Origin of the sequence: Streptomyces sp. NBC_01296, from assembly GCF_035984415.1 — a bacterium.
Lineage (GTDB): Bacteria > Actinomycetota > Actinomycetes > Streptomycetales > Streptomycetaceae > Streptomyces.
In genome coordinates, this window is the sequence record NZ_CP130720.1 from 8,231,508 (window position 1) to 8,248,841 (window position 17,334).

14 protein-coding genes and 1 pseudogene are annotated in these 17,334 nt (G+C 72.5%); 7 read left to right on the forward strand and 8 right to left on the reverse strand.

Annotation, left to right across the window (positions count from 1 at the left end; translation table 11 throughout):
• Positions 1-137 precede the first annotated feature (137 nt).
• On the forward strand, positions 138-1,748 hold the full coding sequence (locus tag OG299_RS37410) for an alpha/beta hydrolase (RefSeq protein WP_327363998.1): 1,611 nt from the start codon (positions 138-140) through the stop codon (positions 1,746-1,748).
• 140 nt (positions 1,749-1,888) lie between these two features.
• On the opposite strand, the gene OG299_RS37415 is transcribed toward OG299_RS37410, so the two are convergent.
• The 3 genes from OG299_RS37415 to OG299_RS37425 form a co-directional block, all read right to left on the reverse strand.
• A complete protein-coding gene (locus OG299_RS37415; RefSeq protein WP_327363999.1) occupies positions 1,889-4,861 on the reverse strand; it encodes a tetratricopeptide repeat protein in 2,973 nt (990 codons plus the stop codon).
• Positions 4,851-5,162: a trypco2 family protein gene (locus OG299_RS37420; RefSeq protein ID WP_327364000.1), complete on the reverse strand. Its 312-nt coding sequence runs from the start codon at positions 5,160-5,162 to the stop codon at positions 4,851-4,853. The genes OG299_RS37415 and OG299_RS37420 overlap by 11 nt, the downstream gene beginning before the upstream one ends.
• A gap of 105 nt (positions 5,163-5,267) precedes the next feature.
• Entirely contained in the window at positions 5,268-6,143 is an 876-nt protein-coding gene (locus OG299_RS37425; RefSeq protein ID WP_266633064.1) for an EamA family transporter, read from the reverse strand.
• A 48-nt stretch (positions 6,144-6,191) separates the two neighbouring features.
• Here OG299_RS37425 and OG299_RS37430 point away from each other — a divergent pair, with 48 nt between their 5' ends.
• Entirely contained in the window at positions 6,192-7,046 is an 855-nt protein-coding gene (locus OG299_RS37430; protein ID WP_327364001.1) for a MurR/RpiR family transcriptional regulator, read from the forward strand.
• A gap of 467 nt (positions 7,047-7,513) precedes the next feature.
• Here OG299_RS37430 and OG299_RS37435 read toward each other — a convergent pair whose 3' ends face one another.
• The 3 genes and pseudogenes from OG299_RS37435 to OG299_RS37445 all read right to left on the reverse strand — a co-directional run bounded on the left by OG299_RS37435 (position 7,514) and on the right by OG299_RS37445 (position 10,341).
• The gene (locus OG299_RS37435) at positions 7,514-8,644 is read right to left on the reverse strand and encodes a hydroxymethylglutaryl-CoA lyase-like TIM-barrel protein (protein ID WP_327364002.1); all 1,131 of its coding nucleotides are present in this window, start codon (positions 8,642-8,644) and stop codon (positions 7,514-7,516) included.
• Positions 8,645-8,928: 284 nt separating this feature from the next.
• Positions 8,929-9,261 (reverse strand): annotated as a pseudogene (locus tag OG299_RS37440) (isocitrate/isopropylmalate family dehydrogenase); the annotation flags it as partial.
• 93 nt (positions 9,262-9,354) lie between these two features.
• Positions 9,355-10,341, reverse strand: a complete 987-nt coding sequence (locus OG299_RS37445; protein WP_327364003.1) for a helix-turn-helix transcriptional regulator — start codon at positions 10,339-10,341, stop codon at positions 9,355-9,357.
• A 90-nt stretch (positions 10,342-10,431) separates the two neighbouring features.
• On the opposite strand from OG299_RS37445, the gene OG299_RS37450 reads away from it, so the two are divergent.
• Entirely contained in the window at positions 10,432-10,830 is a 399-nt protein-coding gene (locus OG299_RS37450) for a VOC family protein (protein WP_327364004.1), read from the forward strand.
• 215 nt (positions 10,831-11,045) lie between these two features.
• Here OG299_RS37450 and OG299_RS37455 read toward each other — a convergent pair whose 3' ends face one another.
• Both OG299_RS37455 and OG299_RS37460 read right to left on the reverse strand, forming a co-directional pair.
• A complete protein-coding gene (locus tag OG299_RS37455) occupies positions 11,046-12,029 on the reverse strand; it encodes a HEAT repeat domain-containing protein (protein ID WP_327364005.1) in 984 nt (327 codons plus the stop codon).
• Positions 12,030-12,046: 17 nt separating this feature from the next.
• Positions 12,047-12,820: a hypothetical protein gene (locus OG299_RS37460; protein WP_327364006.1), complete on the reverse strand. Its 774-nt coding sequence runs from the start codon at positions 12,818-12,820 to the stop codon at positions 12,047-12,049.
• Positions 12,821-13,006: 186 nt separating this feature from the next.
• On the opposite strand from OG299_RS37460, the gene OG299_RS37465 reads away from it, so the two are divergent.
• The 4 genes from OG299_RS37465 to OG299_RS37480 all read left to right on the forward strand — a co-directional run bounded on the left by OG299_RS37465 (position 13,007) and on the right by OG299_RS37480 (position 17,195).
• Positions 13,007-14,545: an AMP-binding protein gene (locus OG299_RS37465; protein ID WP_327364007.1), complete on the forward strand. Its 1,539-nt coding sequence runs from the start codon at positions 13,007-13,009 to the stop codon at positions 14,543-14,545.
• Positions 14,546-14,791: 246 nt separating this feature from the next.
• Positions 14,792-15,334 (forward strand): hypothetical protein, encoded by a 543-nt coding sequence (locus tag OG299_RS37470; RefSeq protein ID WP_327364008.1) that lies wholly within the window; start codon positions 14,792-14,794, stop codon positions 15,332-15,334.
• Between the two features lie 155 nt (positions 15,335-15,489).
• Complete coding sequence (locus tag OG299_RS37475; RefSeq protein WP_327364669.1) at positions 15,490-16,536, forward strand: sensor histidine kinase; 1,047 nt, start codon at positions 15,490-15,492, stop codon at positions 16,534-16,536.
• Entirely contained in the window at positions 16,533-17,195 is a 663-nt protein-coding gene (locus OG299_RS37480; protein ID WP_266633083.1) for a response regulator transcription factor, read from the forward strand. Before OG299_RS37475 ends, OG299_RS37480 begins: the two co-directional genes overlap by 4 nt.
• The last annotated feature ends 139 nt before the right edge of the window (positions 17,196-17,334 follow it).

Genomic DNA, 17,334 nt, shown 5'->3' on the forward strand with positions numbered 1-17,334 from the left:
CACCGTGGTTGCGGCCCGGACGTAGCCGCCCCCGGCTCGCGGGCGGCCCCGAAACGCGGTTGGGTGGGTGCAGAGGGGCGTGCCCGTGCGGCGGCCTCGGCGCCGCGCTACGCCCGGACCGTACGGAGGAGGGCGCCATGCCCGGACCCGGACCCGGACCGACATCCGACCGCAGCCGCCGCGGCGCCGCCGCGGCTCTCGCCGTGACGGCGGCGCTCTGCTCGACGGTGCTCGCCGCCCCCGCCCTCGCATCCGCCACCGCCCCCGCCACCGCGTACGGGTCGCCGTCCCCGCCGTCCCCCTCGCCGGGCGTCCCGCGGCTGGACTGGAGCCCCTGCGCGCCCGGCAGCCCGTACGACTGCGCCACCGCGCGGGTCCCGCTCGACCACGCCGATCCCGCCGGCCGCACCATCGACCTGGCCGTCGTCCGGCGCAAGGCGAGCGACACCGCCCACCGCATCGGCACCCTCTTCGTGAACCCGGGCGGGCCCGGCGGCCCGGGCACGGTCCAGGTGCCGCAGAACTACGACTCCTTCCCCAAGACGGTGCGGGAGCGGTTCGACATCGTCAGCTGGGACCCGCGCGGCATCGGCAACAGCACGGCGGTGAACTGCTTCGACGACGCCGCCGAGGCCGAGGCCTGGGGCAAGGCCAAACCGACCGGCTTCCCGGTGGGCGAGAAGGAACGGACGACGTGGATCGACGCCTACGCGGACCTCGGACGACGCTGCGAGAAACGCGACCCCGACCTCCTGCGCCACGTGTCGACCACCGACACCGCCCAGGACCTGGACCTGCTCCGCCGGGCGGTGGGCGAGGAGCAACTCAACTACCTCGGCGTCTCCTACGGCACGATCCTGGGCGCCACCTACGCGAACCTGTTCCCCGACAAGGTCCGTGCCATGGTCCTGGACAGCAACATCGACCCCAAGGCCTGGACGAACGACGCCCGCCCGGACGCGACGACCACCACACTCCTGCGCATGGGCTCCGACCGCACCGCCGCGGCCACCCTGGACCGGTTCCTCGACCTGTGCGGGTCCGCCACCACGGGCCGCTGCGCCTTCTCGGCCGGCACTGCGCAGGGCACCCGTGACAAGTTCGACCGGCTGATGCAGCGCCTGCGGGAGCGCCCCGTAGGCCCGTGGACGTACGCCGCGACGGTGGCCGACACGGTGAGCAGCCTCTACATCGTCGACCCCGGCTGGACGGACCTCGCCGCCCGCCTCCAGGAACTGTGGCGGGGCAAGGCGCCGAAGCCGCCGGTGTTCCCCGCCCCGCCCCCCGTCGCCCACCCCTCCCCGTACCTCGGGGAGGAGCAGGCCATGGCCGTGTGGTGCGGCGACAGCCCCAACCCGCGCGATCCCGCCGTGTACCGGGGGCTGGAGGAGGACAGCGCGCGCCGGGCGGGGGACGCCGGCCGCTACTGGACCTGGTCCGGAGAACCGTGCGCCACCTGGCCGGCCGAAGCGGCCAACCGGTACGAGGGCCCGTGGAACACACCCACCGCGCACCCCGTCCTGGTGGTGGGCACCAGGTACGACCCCTCCACCTCCTACGCGGACGCCGAGGCCATGGCCAAGGAACTGGCCGGTGCCCGCCTCCTCACCCACGAGGGCTACGGTCACACGGCCCTGTTCAACAACGCCAGCAGCTGCGTCAACGCCTACGAGAGCCGCTACTTCGTCGACGGCACGCTCCCGCCCCCGGGGACGAAGTGCCAGCCGGACGAACAGCCCTTCTCCTGAGCCGGGGACGATGGTCTTCGACCGCAACCGGCAGGTCCGCGGTGCACCCGCGAGGCCGGTTTCCACCGACCCGGACCCGGCGCCCGGGCGCGCGACGTGCAGGACGGTCCGGCCGCGCAGGGCGGTCCGGCGGAGCGCCGTCAGGCGTCGTGGCGCAAGTGCTCGGCCTGCGCGGTCAGCCAGGCCGGGCGGACCATCTCCACGTTGCCGCCGGCGTCCTGCGCCGCCCGGTCCAGGGCATCGGCCGCCGTACGCGCTGCGGGCACCATCCTGGCGCGGGCCGCTTCGCCGAGTGCCTGAGCCGCCCCGGCCTCGGCGGCACCGGCGCGGTGCAGGGAGGCGGCCGAGCGCTCGGCCGCCTCGGCTGCCTGCCCGTACCGGCCCAGGGTCCACTGCGCCCAAGCGGTGTTGTAGAGGCAGACGCCCTCGGTCCGCGGATTCTCCATCGCCGACGCCGCGCGCAGCGCCTCCTCCAGGCAGGCCAGAGCCTCCTCGGGGCGGCCCAGGGCGAGCAGGGCCACGCCCTGGGCGTTCAGCGCGTAGTCCGTCGCCTCCTGGACCCCCGCAGCCGCGTAGGCGCGTACGGCACGGTCGCCCGCCGCGATGGTCTCCTCCCAGCGGCCCAGGGTCAGCAGGGCCGTGAACCGGGCGTTCCAGGAACGGGCTTCGGTGAGCAGATCGCCCGAGGCCGCGGCGAGTTCGCCCAGCCGGTCGGCGCCCGACAGGGCTGCCTCCCCGTCGCCGAGGGTGCTGTGGGCGAGGCTGAGACTGAGGACGGCGTGGGCCTCCGCTTCGGCATCGCCGTTCTCCCGGGCCAGTGCGCCGGCCCGGGCCAGCGGGACCGTCGCGTCGTCCAGGCGGCCCAGCTGCCGGTGCGCGTCGCCGAGGCCGAACATGGCCTCCTGGAGCGCGCGCCGGTCCTCGATGCGCTCGGCGACCTCCGCGGCCTCGGTGAAGAGTTCGAGCGCGTGGGGCAGCGGGCCGGCGCTCAACCGGGCGTGCCCGAAGCTGATGAGGTGGGCGAGACGTGCCCGGTCGTCGGTCACTTGTTCCTCCAGTGTCAGGTGCATCGAGATCGCTGCGAGCGCGGAGCCGTGCCGAACCATCCATGGCCCGATGGCGCCGAGGACCAGCGCCGCCTCGTCCATGTCCCCGGCCCGCACCCGGTGATCGAACGCGCGCCGGTGGGCCTGTACGTCGTCCAGCGTGCGCCAGTCCCGGCGGGCCGGGGCGATCCGGGCGTACCACTCGGCCGCCCGCCGTTCCAATGCGGGCCGCCCCAGCAGGCCTTCGGCCGGCAGGGCGCCGTACGCGAGGTCGGCGTCCATCGGGTGCAGGGCATACGTACGGGTGCCCCGGTCCACCGACAGCATGCGCATCCGCAGCAGGCCGGACAGGGCGGCGGCGACGTCGAGGGCGGCATCGAGGCCGCCGACGATCCATTCGACGGCCCCACGCGGCGCCGGGGTGCGCAGCACCGCGAGGACGTTCAGCACGCTGCGGCTGTCGTCGCCCAGGCGCTGGTAGCGGTCCTCGGCCAGGCCGGCGACCACGTCACCGCGCAGGGTGAAGTCCTCGAGTACGTCCTCCAGTGTGGGCAGCAGCAGGGTGTCGTCGGCCATGGCGCCCACCAGCAGTTCCAGTGCGCGCGGCACCCCGTGGACCCGGACCGCCGCCCGCAGCAGCTCCTCGTCCGAGAGCTGCGCCACACCGAGGGTGCCGTCCTGGTCGAGTTCGCGCAGCAGCGCGACGGATTCGGCGGGCGGCAGACCGTCGGACAGCTCGACCTCGGCGGCGAACCGGCGCAGCTCGGGCGCCAAGCGCAGCGGCAGCGACGAGGTGACCAGCAGTCTGGGTGTGCCCCGGGCCCGGAAGAGGCAGTCGAAGAAGGTGTCGAGTTCCTCGTCGTCGAGCCGGCCGTCGTCCAGGAGCCGGTCCTCCAGGTTGTCGACCAGGATGACGAAGAGCCGGTCCCCCATCGCGGCGAACAGTTCATCGATCTTGTCCGGCACGGGGCGGTCGGCGGCCCAGACGTCCAGCAGGCGTGCCTCGTGGGCGGGGCCCAGGGCGCGGGCGCAGTCGAAGTAGAGGCGTTCGAGGGAGACCCCGGAGGTGCGGGTGCTCAGGTTCACCAGGCCCGCCGGAAGCGGCGCCCGGGCGTGGCCCGGCCACTCGCCGTGTGCCAGCAGCTCCATGACCTTGGCGGCGACCGCGCTCTTGCCGATGCCCCGGCGTCCGGTGACGGTCACCATCCGGATGCCCGGGTCCGCGAGGTGGCGGCCGATCAGGTCCCGGGCCTCGGTGCGGTCCTTGAACAGCTCGAGGCCGTGCGAGACCGGCAGCCCGATGACCTTCGACGGGGCGGGCGGGCCCGAGGCGCCAGGGCCGTCCGCCTCGGCGCCGACGTCCGGCAGCGCCGTGTGGTCGGGGAGGGCCAGCAGCGCGGCCAGCTCGGCCCGGGCGCCGTCGGCGATCCGCTGCAGGACGTGGTCGATACGGACGGCCGTGAGCCGGCCGAGGCCTTCTCCGCGGTGGTGTTCGGCGACCACCCCGACGAGGTGGGGCCCGGCCCACACGGCGGCCCCGGACATCCCCGACCAGGGCGATACCGCCGGGTCGGGGTCGGCGGCAGCCGCCGCGACCGTGATCTCCAGGGTCCCGGTCCGCAGGTTGGACAGGGCGGCCACGGTTCCGTCGGCCTGGTGCAGTTCCCGGAACTGCCTGCCGTCGGCGCCGCGTCGGCGCTTCCAGAGGGGGAAGCCCGCCGCGTGGACGTCGATGACGGCGTGGCGGTCGTCGCCGATACGGCCGAACCGCGCGGACGGGACGGGCGCGGCGCCCGGCGGGGCCGTGAAGGTCAGCACGGCGACGTCCGTCCCGGGATCCGACCAGGCGAGCTCCGCCGTCGCGGCCCACTGGCCCGGCCGGTCGGCGTCGAAGCGCACCAGCACCTCTGCCGCCCCCGCCACCACGTGGAAGGCGGTCAGTACCGCCGTGCCGCCGACCTGGTACCCCGAGCCCCGCCGCCCGCCTCCGGCGGCGGTGGTGACGATGACCTCGGCGATGCGGTGCGGATCGAGTCCGCCGCGCCCGGCGGCCGCCTCAGCGCTCACCGAGCAGCTCGTCCCCGGAGATCAGGGCCATCTGCTCGGGCGCGTCCGCCCGTACGGGCTGGAGCGTGAGGGTCAGCTTCTGGGTGACGGTGGACGAGCGCTTCGCCGAGGCGCCGGCGTCGAAGACCCAGAACCGCACCTTGACGCCCGGTTCGGTGGTCCGCTCCACCCCCACGGTCAGTTCCAATTCCACGCGCTCCGCCTTGAACTTCAGGTCGGATTCCTCGCCGGCGGACATCGCGCGGCTCAGCTCGCTGCGCAGCTGCGCAATCATGTCCGCCAATTCGACTGCATCATTCACAGGAGGCCCCCAGACCGGATCAGCACGTCAACTCGCCACGATGGTAGCCAACATGATCACGCCTCAGCGCGCGACGGCGGGTGGATACCGGCGCGGGTTCGCCGCTCAGGGATGGGCGAGTTCCATGACCGCGATCCCGGCCAGCACCACGCCGCTGGCAGCGGTCCGCACATGGCCGAGTCGCTCGCGGAAGACCAGGGTGCCGATCAGGGCGGCGATCACGATGCTGGTCTCGCGCAGGGCCGCGACGGTCGCGAGGCTGCCGTGGGCCTGCGCCCACACCACCAGCCCGTACGCCACGAGGGACAGCACGCCGCCGACGATCCCGGACCTCCACTGCGGCCTCAGCCGTTCGGCCAGCCCGCGGCGGTACCGGGCCCAGGCGAGCAGCGGCAGCACCGGACCCTGGCACAGGAACAGCCAGGCGATGTAGCCGCCCACGGAGCCCGCGTGCCGTACACCGGAGCCGTCCACGATCGTGTAGGAGGCGATCGCCACACCGGTCCCGAGCGCGGCCGCCAGCGCCGGCAACTGGGACCTGGCCGGCAGGCCGTCCGCGAAGGCCAGCCCCACGAGGCCGCAGGAGATGACGGCCACGCCCAACAGTGCCGCGCCCGTCAGGCGCTCGCCGAGCAGGGCCCAGGAGGCCACGGCCACCAGCAGGGGCGCACTGCCCCGGGCGATGGGATACATCTGGCCGAAGTCGCCCAGTTGGTAGGCCCGTAGGAGCAGTGCCTGATAGGCCACCTGCAGCGCGGTGGAGAGGGCGATGAACGGCCAGGCGGCCGGGTCCGGGGCCGGAACGAAGCACACCATCACCGCGGCGCAGCCGGTGATGGTGAGGCTGATCAGCGTGAAGCCGGCGAGTTTGTCCTCGGTCCGGTGGGCCAGTCCGTTCCACAGCGCGTGCAGCAGCGCCGCGGCGAGCACGACGACGGATACGGCGCCGCTCCCCGTCGGCAGCGACAGACCTCCGGACATGGCGACGCTCCCCGAGTCTGGAACAAATTTCCGCGCTAACATAACACCATGGAAATGAATTCCGGACCGGGCGGTCTCGCGGCCCATGTCCGCGCCCATCTGCCGGAACTGCGCGGAGCCGAGGCGCGCGTCGCGCGGGTCGTGCTCGACCAGGGCTCGGACCTGGTCCACCTGAGCATCAGCGACGTGGCCGTACTGGCCGGAACCGCGGCCTCCTCCGTGGTGCGCGCCTGCCAGCGCCTCGGCTTCCGCGGCTACCAGGAACTCAAGATCGCCGCGGCCCGTCAGGCCCCGGTCCGGCCTGCCACACCCGACGCGGACGACGCGGACCCGGCGGCGCGCGCGCTCGCCGACACGGTCCGGTCCGCCCATGAGGCACTGGACGGACTGGCCGCCACCCTGCCGGCCGAGCGCGTACGGCAGGCGGCCGACCTGCTGCACACCGCCCCGCGGGTCCTGGTCACCGGCGCGGGGCTGTCCGGCGCGGTGGCCGCCGACGCCGCCTACCGGCTGCGCGCCCTGGGCTCCGCCGTCGACGCTCCCGTCGACCCGATCACCGCCGAGCTGGCCGCCGCGCAGCTCCCGCCCGGAGCCGTCTGCCTGGCCATCAGTCATACGGGAGCCACCCGCAGCACGGTCGACGCCGCCCGCCGAGCCCGGGCCGCCGGCGCCGAGGTCGTCGTCCTCACCAGCTACGCCCGCTCGCCGCTGAGCGACATGAGCACCTGCACCCTTGTGGCCGGAGGCCAAGACCTGGTCTTCGGCCTGGAGACCGTCGCCAGCCGCATGGCCCACCTCGCCGTCGTCGACGCCGTCACCCTCACGCTCCTGGCGCTGCGCGGCCCGGGTGCCGAGCGGGCGCTGAACCTCGCGGCCGACGTGACGGCGGACTACGCCTACTGACCCCGGGGCTGACGGGCGCTCGCCGGCCTGGTTCGCCGAAGCGCTCACCGGCTGGCCGCAGCAGGACCGGGACGACCTCGCCCGGCACCTCGCCCGTCTCGTCGACGGCGTAACGGCCGGGCTCGCACGGGCCGTCGAGCTCGGTGAGGCTGAACGGGCCCCGGCGTGATCCGGGACCTCGTACTGTGTGCCGGGCGCGGCACGGAGTATGAAGGGAGCGGCATCCGGGATGACGCACGACGGTAGGACGAAGGCGACGGGACGCACAACGGGCGGGGAACGGGCGGACACGGCCTCGGTGTTGCGGTTCGCTACGGAGCTGTGCGCGTGGGTGGCCGCGCCGTGGGCGCTGGCGCCCTGGTCGGTGGGGGCCGCGGTGGCGGCGGTAGCGCTGCTGATCGGACTGCCGACGGTGTTCTCCACCCCCGGTGACAAGGCAAAGGTGATCGTGGCGGTGCCGGGGGCGGTCACCGTGGCCCTGGTCGTCCTCCAGCTCGCCGTGGCTGTGGCGGCGTCCTGGGTCGCGTGGCCTGCGTGGGCGGCCTTGGCGGTGACCGTGCTCGCCACCGCCTGTCTGTGGACGGAGCGGGGCCGTTGGCGCCGCCTGCTGAGCGGGGCAGCCCGCACGCAGGAGGCCTGACGGAGCCGGTGGAAATGGTGGCCACCCCCGTTCCGACGATGGGCGTGGTGACGCTCAGCGGGACACCCGTCTCGTCGGCCACCATGCGTGCGATGGCCGGCAGCCGCGTCAGATCAGGCGGAGTCCACCACGGTGCGGCGTCCGCTCCCAGCACATCGGCCGTGCGCCGGGCGAGCAGGAACAGCAGTTGCTCGGTGGCGACCATCCCGGCCCGCTCTGCGATGCCCAGCCACGAGGAGGACACCACCCGAACTCCCGCGGCCAGCGCCTGCAAGGTGTTGGCCAGACCCAGCCCGAGATCATTGTGCAGGTGGGAGGCCAGCACGACCTCGCTCCCGGCTTCCGTACGCACCCGGTTGAACATCTCTCCGCAGCTGAGCGGCAGCTGGGCGCCCACCGTATCCGCCAGGACGACAAGCCCCGCCCCGGCGCCCGTCATGGCCTGCGCGTAGTGCGCCATCAGGGAGTGGTCGGCACGGGAAGCGTCCGCCAGACACACGTCCACCGCGACCCCCTCGTCCAGATCGCGGGCCCGTTTCACGAGGTCGACCCCGCCCACGAGCGCCTCCGAGGCGGTGCGGTGGACCATCACCTGCGCCATCGCCTCCGAAGCCGGCACCACCACCATCACCCGCGCATGACGACTGCCCCGCACGGACGCCACCGCCTGCTTCAGATCCCGGTGCGCGCCGCGGCAGACCGCCGCGATGCTCACCGCCCCTTCGGCCTCCATCGCGACCCGGCGGACGGCTTCGAACTCCTCCCCGCACACGGCGGGAAAGCCGGCGGCGAACACCACGTGCCGGGGGCCGTCAGAGCCGAAGACCCGGCCCGTCTCGCGAGCGAGCTCCACCCGGAAGCCGGGCGTCATCAACGTCTTCGCCTGCGCGCCGTCCCGGGCCGACTCCTCCCACAGCACCACTCGCCCCGAGGCAGCCGACTCCCGCACCACATCCACGAACACCACGCTCCTATGCGCCCGCACACCGGCCCGGAGGCTGACCGCCCCGACGTCCGCCGTACGCCATCGACCAGCGAACGATCCGTCACCGCAATGTGCACGCTTGAGCAGTTGCGGCTCCTGTGATCTGTGGCTACGACCGGGCGGCCGGGGAGCCGGCGCGGCCTTCGGCGCGGATCAGCCGCCTCGAAGATCCAGCGGGCACAGTTCGGTCCGGGCGGAGCGGGACGGGACGGACTCCGGTTGCGGCTGCGGCTCTCAGAGGTGTTGAAGTACGCGGAAGTGAACTCGGCGGTGGACGCGGAGCCTGCGAGGTCGCGCGTCCGTACCGATGTGGTGGCGAGGACGCGGGCGATGGCGTCGGTGATGTCCGCCGCGGCCTCGGGGTGACCGAGGTGGTCGAGCATCATCGCGGCGGACCAGACCGCCCCGATCGGACTGGCGATGCCCTGCCCGGCGATGTCGGGGGCCGATCCGTGGACCGGCTCGAACATGGAAGGGTGATCGCCCTGCGGATTGAGGTTCGCGGACGGCGCGATGCCGATGCCGCCCGCCACCGCCGCCGCCAGGTCGCTGAGGATGTCTCCGAAGAGATTGGACGCGACGACGACGTCTGGACTGCGCTGCCTGAATGGACTTCGTGAATATCCCTGCCCCTCTGGAGGGGCAGGGATATTCACGAAGTCAGGGAGTGGAATGGTTTCCCGCTACCCAGAAGCCGAGTCCGCGAGCCGCGCGGCGAATCGGGCGACGAGCCCGCGGAGTTCGTCGGGTCGCTCGATGGTGAACGGACGGTCGAGCGAGGCGAGTACGGCGGGCAGCCAATCGAGCCGGTCCACACGCATTTCGACGCGGGACCAGCGCCCGGTCTCCGAATCCGGGCTGCCCTCGGACGGCAACTCCTCCACGAGCGCGACGCCGGCGGGAAGCCGGGCCCGGATGTGCTCGGCCGTCCCTTGGACCCGCACGGTCACTTCGTGCCGGTAAGGAGCCGAGGCGAGCCCTGACAGGACGCGTTCCGCAGGGTCGAACCCGGTGGGCGGGTCGAACGTGCCGGGCAGGGTCCTCGCGTCGGCAATGCGGTCCAGCCGGAACGTGCGGTCCTCGCCGACCGCGGGATCGCCGCCGGTCACGTACCACCTGCCCGCGTGGGCGACGAGCCCGTACGGGTGCAGCGTGCGTTCGCTGTGCCGGCCGTCGGCGGCGGTGTACTTGATCGAAACCGGCCGGTGGTGGCGCACCGCGTCGGCGATCGAGAGCAGGACCGCGGTCTCCGGGGCTGCCGGAGTGCTGGGTGGAGCGGTGAAGGCGAGGGAGCCGAGTACGGCGTCGAGCCTGTGGCCGAGCCGTTGTGGCAGGACCCGTCGGATCTTGGCGGCTGCCGTCTCGCTCGCCGAGCCCGTGGCGGTCATCAGGCCGGCCCGCTGGCCAGCGACCAGGCCGAGCAGCACGGCGAGCGCTTCGTCGTCACTCAGCATGAGCGGGGGCATGCGGTAGCCGGAGGCGAGCCGGTAGCCGCCGTGGCGGCCGCGTACCGACTCGACGGGTACGTCGAGGTCGAGGAGGTGATCGGCGTACCGCCGCACCGTGCGCTCGTCGACATCGAGCCGGGCGGCGAGTTCGGCAACGGTCCGAAGGCCGCCCGATTGCAGGAGCTCCAGCAGCATGAGCACGCGCGCGATGGGTCGGGACATGAGCAGAAGTCTCACGCATATACCGGGCGGATCCTGTCCGGTATCCGCCTTAGCGTGAGGTCACCACCACGACACGTCTGGAGAGACCCCATGGACTTCGTCTCGATCCGCATCATCACGGGCGACGTTGCCCGCCTCGTCGACTTCTACGAGCGCGCCACCGGAGTGGAGGCGGACTGGTCCACGGAAGACTTCGCCGAACTCAGGACCACCTCGGCCACCCTCGCCATCGCCGGAACCCGCACCGTGCCCCTCTTCGCGCCGGGCGCCGCCCGGCCGGCCGACAACCACAGCGTCATCGTCGAGTTCCTCGTCGACGACGTGGACCACGTGCACCAGAACCTGACCGGCTCCACGGAAGACCTCGTCCAGGCGCCCACCACGATGCCCTGGGGCAACCGCTCGCTGCTCCTCCGAGACCCCGACGGCAACCTCGTCAACTTCTTCACCCCCATCACCCCGGCCGCCATCGCCAAGTTCGCCCGCTGACGAGGCGCACCTCCTCGGCGTCGGCTGCTTCCCCGAAGGCGACCGGGAGATCCTCCTCCCGCTCATCAGCGAGGACAACGCATTCAGTGCCATCGTGGGGCGGCGGGGAGCATGCGGCCGCCCGGGGGCAGCCCGGCGCCCTTGGGAGCGCTGCGAAGCGTCGGTCATGGCGTTCACCCCGGGCTTCCGGGGTTCTCCAGACGGCTCAGGGCGTTTCACCCGGCCCGGCATCCGCGCACGCGATGGCTTCCTCGATCAGGCCGCGCAGTTCCGCGTCTTGGAGGATCATCGGGTAGCCCCCGTCCGTGGACAGGCGACGCTCCGACTGCCGCACCGCCAGTAGTGCTTCCCGGATCGCCGGGCTGATCTCGCCCACCGCCGTCGGCGATCGGCAGGACGAACTCCTCCAGAACCCGCATGCTCGGTTCGACCCCGCCCGTGATCTCCCAGAGCGTGATCGCCGCGGTGAGCCGTGGCCCATGCGTCGTGCTCTCCATCGCGAACCGCACCCGGTCCGCGTAGGGCGCCGCGTCCCGGCCGAACTCGGACAGGTCGCCGATCGGCCCATGCCCGGGTTCTTTCGCCGCCATGACCCCCTCGCCGGCGAGGCGCAGAACTTCGGCGCGGTCCGCGCCGAGACAGGTGGCAGTCCAGTCCACGGCGCGGTGATTGGCCGGGGAGTCCAGAACCTGGCTGGTACGCACCGCGGGTACGGCCGAGGCAGCGGCCGGTCCCATCACCCGCAGCACATCGACCGAGGTCCAGGTGTCTGCCAGCAGGGGGATGAGATCGGGCAGGGCGGGCAGCGCATCCTCGCCCCAGGCTTCCAGTACCGGGAGGAAGCTGCGGGTCGCACCGCCTCGGGCTCCGCATTGACGGATCGTCTCCCGTATCGCGGGCAGCAGGATGTCCGCGTGCGCGCGCAGCGGCATCAGCACGTCCTCGGTGTTCGGGCGCCGCGGATCACCGATGGCAAAGCCTCGGCCCTGCTCCTCCTCCTGCGCGCGGAGCCGCTCGACCAGCCCCGGCAGGGCGCGAGGGTCACCGATCCGGGTCAGTGCCCACCGGGAGATGTCCCGGACCGTTCCGTCGAGGTACAGGTCGGACGCTTCGTCCTCGAGCAGGTCGGCGAGCCGGTCGGCGTACGGCGCGGCCGCCGGGCCCAGCACCGCGAGGATGTTCGCCGCCCGCAGCCGCACGGCGCCGTCCGGATCGGTCAGCAGCCGCCCGCGAGTGGCAGCAGGGCGGCCTCCACGGAACGCCGCTCGGTGAGGAGCCGCCATGCCACGTCCAGTGCCTCCCGGCACAGCGCGGCGTCCCCGGAGCGTTGCGCCGTCTCGACCAGCCTCATGGCGAAGGAGAGCTCTGCCTCGGGGTCGTGCCGGAGCAGCCAGGCCGTCGATCGGACCAGATCCTCTCGGGTCCAGGGAATCTCGACGTCCGGGGTGTGCCAGACGCTTTCGAAGCGTGGTCGCAGAGCGAGGTCCGAGAACACCTCGATCAGCCGGTCCACCTGCCGGACCGGCAGTTCCCGGTCCAGTTCCGCCGAGGCGTGAACGGCCGCGACCCACAGCACCGGGTCATCGCCGTCCAGCAGGGCCGCCAGCACCGCTCGCGCATCGTCGGCATGCTCCCCGGCTTCCCCGGCCTCCCCGGAAGCAGCGGCCTCCCCGAGGGCGAGCAGCAGCGGCAGACGCACCGTCGGGTCCGGCTCGGCCCGCCACCGCTCCAGCAGGAGTGCGATCCCGACGGGCAGGGCCGTCGCCGCCCGTCGCACCGTCGGCTCCGGGTCCGCGAGCAGGGCCCATGCCCCGGACCAGTCCTCGCCCGCCAGGGCCGGCGCGTGCATCGCCGCCAAGAGTTCGACGAGGTCGATCCGCGCACCCGTGGCCGGGTCGGCGGCGAGCGCGATGACGAACGGCAGGGCAACCGCCGCCGCGGACGGCGTTTCGCACCCGTATTCACCATCACGTCGTCCTCCGCCCGACACCGCCCGGCAACTCCGTCGTCCTGTCGCCTCGATTTCCCGACGCTTCACGAGACACATTTCGCTCCGCCGGTCGGGGTTTGGGCGAGGGGGCGGGTATTGGCCGGATTTCTTCGTCCGGCTTTGGGTTTGTGGATCATCGACCGTTAGCCTCCAGCTAGTTGCTCAAGTCAACCAATGGGGATCGCTATGGACGACACCACCGAACACTTCCGCAGCCACGTGGAAGAGATTCTTGACGCCCTGGGGAAAGACCCCGACCGTGAGGCCCTGGTACACGGGAGCCGGCGCGTGAGCGCGGGTGAATTGCGCGGCCTCGTCTACGGCATGGCCCGCGCGCTGCACTCCCAGGGGGTCCGGCGTGGGCAGACGGTCACCCTTCTCTCCGGCAACCTTCCCGAGACGATCGCGGCCCGCTACGCCGCCGGGCTGCTCGGCTGCGCCGTGAACCACCTCTACGCGGGCCTTTCGGCCGATGTGCACGCCGACATCCTCCGGGACGTCGAGACCCGGGCGCTGATCGTCGACCCGGCCCACCGCGAGCGCGCCGCCGACCTGGCCCGGCGGGTGCCGCCGGCACGGGTGTCGGTCCTGGGGGCAGGCGGCGACGCGGGCCCGGATCTGGTGGAGCTCGCCGCCGAGGAGTCCACCGAGGTGTTACCGGGATCGGCGCATCCGCAGGACATCTGCACCATTCGCCACACCGGTGGGACCACCGGTCATCCCAAGGCCATCTGCACGACCTTCGAACAGTGGGTGTCGGTCGGATCGGACTGGCCCGAGGGCGGGCAGGTCAGGGCCCTGGTGTGCACCACCCTCGCGCACGCGGCAGGCCTCATGGCGGACACCACGCTGCACCGCGGCGGCACCGTCGTCCTGCAGGACGAGTTCGAACCGGGTGCCGTGCTCGCCGCCATCGAACGCGAGCGCATCTCCCACGTGTTCCTGCTGCCACCGCTCCTCTATCAGTTGATGGACCACCCCGACGTCGACCGCACCGACACCTCCAGCCTGCGCATGCTCACCTACGGGGGCTGCGCCTCCTCCCCGACCCGCCTCGCGGCGGCGGTCCGGCGCTTCGGCCCCGTGCTGAACCAGTTCTACGGCCAGAACGAAGCCGGCGGCATCAGCATGCTCTCGCCCGAAGACCACGATCCGCGGCGCCCGGAGCTGCTGCGAACCGCCGGGAAGATCATGGAAGGCGTTGAGGTCGCCGTCCGTGACGCCGACGGGCGGCACCTGCCCCCCGGCGAGCACGGCGAGCTGTGCGTACGTTCCCCGCACGTGATGAAGGGGTACTGGAAGCAGCCCGAGCTCACCGCGGAGGTACTGCGGGACGGTTGGCTGCACACCGGTGACATCGGGTTCGTCGACGCGGACGGCTACGTCACGATCGTCGACCGGCTGAAGGACATGATCGTGGTGGTGGGAGGCCACGTGTACACGGTGGAACTGGAGGACGTCCTGAACTCCCATCCGCAGGTCCTGCAGAGCGCGGTGCTCGGAGTCCCCGACGCCAACCTCATGGAGCGGGTGCACGCGGTCGTCGTCCGCACGCCGGACGGCGACGTCGGCGAAAAGGAGCTGCGCGCCATGGTGCGGGAAAGGAAGGGCGCCATGTACGAGCCCGCGAGCATCACCTTCATCGACGCGCTGCCCCTGACCGACGCGGGCAAGCCGGACAAGAAGCTGCTCCGCGGCCGGGCGCTCGATCGTCGGGGCAAGTGAATCCCGAGACCCCTACCGCCCCCTGGGCGGAGCGCAAGCCTGCCGTGTGGGCGGGCGCGGCCCGGTCCGCCTGATCCCGGCAGCCGTGCGCCGGCCCCGGCGGAGAACCGGCCACATCGCCCCGCCGGGGTTCGACGTTGTGTGTGTGGGGCAGAGCGGAGCCGACCTCCCCGTGCGCGGATCTCCACCCCTGTCTCCACCCGTGGGTCCAGGTGCTGCGCGGCTGCTCACAGCAGGCTTGAGGGCATGAACACGACCACATGGATCACCGACATCGCCCTCATCCTGATCGTCTTCCGGCAGCTGCGCGAAGGCCCGCTGACTCCGAAGTCCTACCTGCTCCCGCTCGGGATCGTGACGTTCGTGGGCTTCAGCTACCTCGACAACGTCCCCACGGGCGGCAACGACCTCGTCCTGATCGGTGCCCTCATGGCCGTCGGCGCGGCGCTCGGCATCGCCGGCGGTGTCTTCACCTGGATGCGGCGCGCGGACGGGCAGGTCCTGATCAAGGCCGGTGCGGTCTCGGCGGCACTGTGGGTGATCGGCATGGGCGCCCGGCTGGGCTTCCAGGTCTGGGTCGACCACGGAGGCGCCGCCGACGTCGCGCGGTTCAGCGTGGACCACCGGATCACCGGCGCGCAGGCGTGGGTGGCGGCGCTGGTGCTGATGGCCCTGACCGAGGTGGTCACCCGGCTGGCCACGATCTTCCTCCGGAGCCGGCTGCTGACGCGTACGCAGCATTCCGCGGCGGCTGCGCAGACCGCCGTAGCTGCCGGTCGCAGGGCCTGACCGTGGGTTATGGTCGCGGCATGCCAGCACGAGAGGCGGACCGGCCCGTCGGGGTCGCCCGGCGGCGTCCGCTCGATCGAGGGGGACGGAGCGCCCGCTCCCAGTGGGTGCTGGTCGCGGCGGTCATCATCGCGGGGATCCTGACGATCCGGCCGATGGGCCTCAGCGGCCGCGGCCTGGCCGTCGTCGTTCTCTTCGTGGTCAATGGTGCGGTGCTGGCGGTGCGGCTCGTGCCCGAGTCCGCCGTCCCGGACCGGCTCGTCACGGTCTGGCTGGCGTTCGGCGTACTGGCGGCGGCCGCACTGATCGGCACCAGCCGCTCGGGGACGTCCTACCTCTTCGCGTTCTTCCTCGTCGCCTTCGCCGGGTCCCGCCTGGACACCAGAACGGCCCTGGTCCTCGCCGCATCCTGCAGCCTCTTGTGCGGCGGCGTGCTGTACCTCCAGGCCGAGCCGGGCGAGTACGCGACGACCGTCGTCGGCCTCGCGACCGGCGCCGCCGTTCTGGCCGGCATGGCCGGGCGAAGCCGGGCGCAGGCCACGCGGTCGGCGATCGCGGCGGCCGAATCCGCCGAGAAGGCCGCGCGGGCCGAAGCCCGGACGGCGGTACTGGCGGAGCGGACCCGGATCGCCCGGGACGTCCACGACGTACTCGCCCACTCGCTCGCCGGGATCAACATGCAACTGGAACTGGTCGACGCGCTGATCGACACCGGAGACCTGGCCAAGATCCGGGAGGCCAACGGCAGAGCGCACAGCCTGGTCAGGGAGAGCCTCCGGCAGGCGCAGTGGACCGTGCACGCGCTGCGCGAAGACCATCTGCCGCTGCGCGAGAGCCTGACCGCGATGCTCGAATCCTCGGGCCACCACGATGCCCTCACCGTGGTCGGAGACGTCCGCGAACTGTCGGCGCAGTCGACGCAGTGCCTGCTGCGGATCGCCCAAGAGGCGCTGACCAATGCCACCCGGCACGCCCCCGGCGGCGCAGTCGGCGTGGAGCTGACCTTCACCGAAGAGGCAACCGTACTGAGCGTGCGCAACCGGCCCGCGACGTTGCCGGTGGCCGCGGCCACCGGAAGCGGAATGGGACTGATCGGAATGCGCGAACGCATTGCCCTGCTCGGCGGCACCGTCACCACCGGACCCGTCACCACGGGGCCGGATTCGGGAGGCTGGCAGGTGGAAGCGGTGATCCCGCGATGAGCGAACCCACGGACGCCGCCCGGCCCGTCAGGGTGATCGTCGCCGACGACCAGGCCGCGGTGCGCGAACCGCTCGCCACCGTCCTCTCGCTGCTCCAGGACATCGACGTCGTCGCCACCGCGACGGACGGGCACGAGGTCCTGGCGGCCGTCGCCGCGGGGCCGGTGGACGTCGTACTCATGGACTTGCGGATGCCCGGCATGGACGGAACCGAGGCGACCCGGCGCCTGAGCGCGGAACACCCCGGTGTGGCGGTGGTCGTCCTGACCACCTTCGCCGACGACGACTCGATCCTGGGCGCACTGGGCGCAGGAGCCCGCGGCTACCTGACGAAGAACGCAGGCCGCGAGGACATCGCCCGGGCGATCCGGGCCGCCGCCGCGGGACAGTCGGTGCTCGACCGCGAGGTGCAGGCCCGCCTCCTCGCCGCCGTGCACACGCACCGGCCCGAGCCGGCGCCCCTTCCGCAAGACCTCACGCTGCGCGAACGGGAGGTCCTCACCCTCATCGGCCAGGGCCTTCCGAACAGAGCCATCGCCGAACGGCTCTTCATCAGCGAGGCCACCGTCAAGACCCACATCAACAACCTGTTCGCCAAGGCGGACATCCGGAGCCGGGCCGACGCCGTGCGCCTCGCCATCGGAGCCGGCCTGGCCTGAGCGGGACGGGACACCGCCTGCCCCAACCGCCCCTGCCGGCCGTCGCGTTGAACTACTGGTAGGAAACTTTCCTATCCGCTACGCTCCCCGACGGCGGCTTGGCGCGGTGCCTGATGTCATGGGCATGACGCGCTCAGCG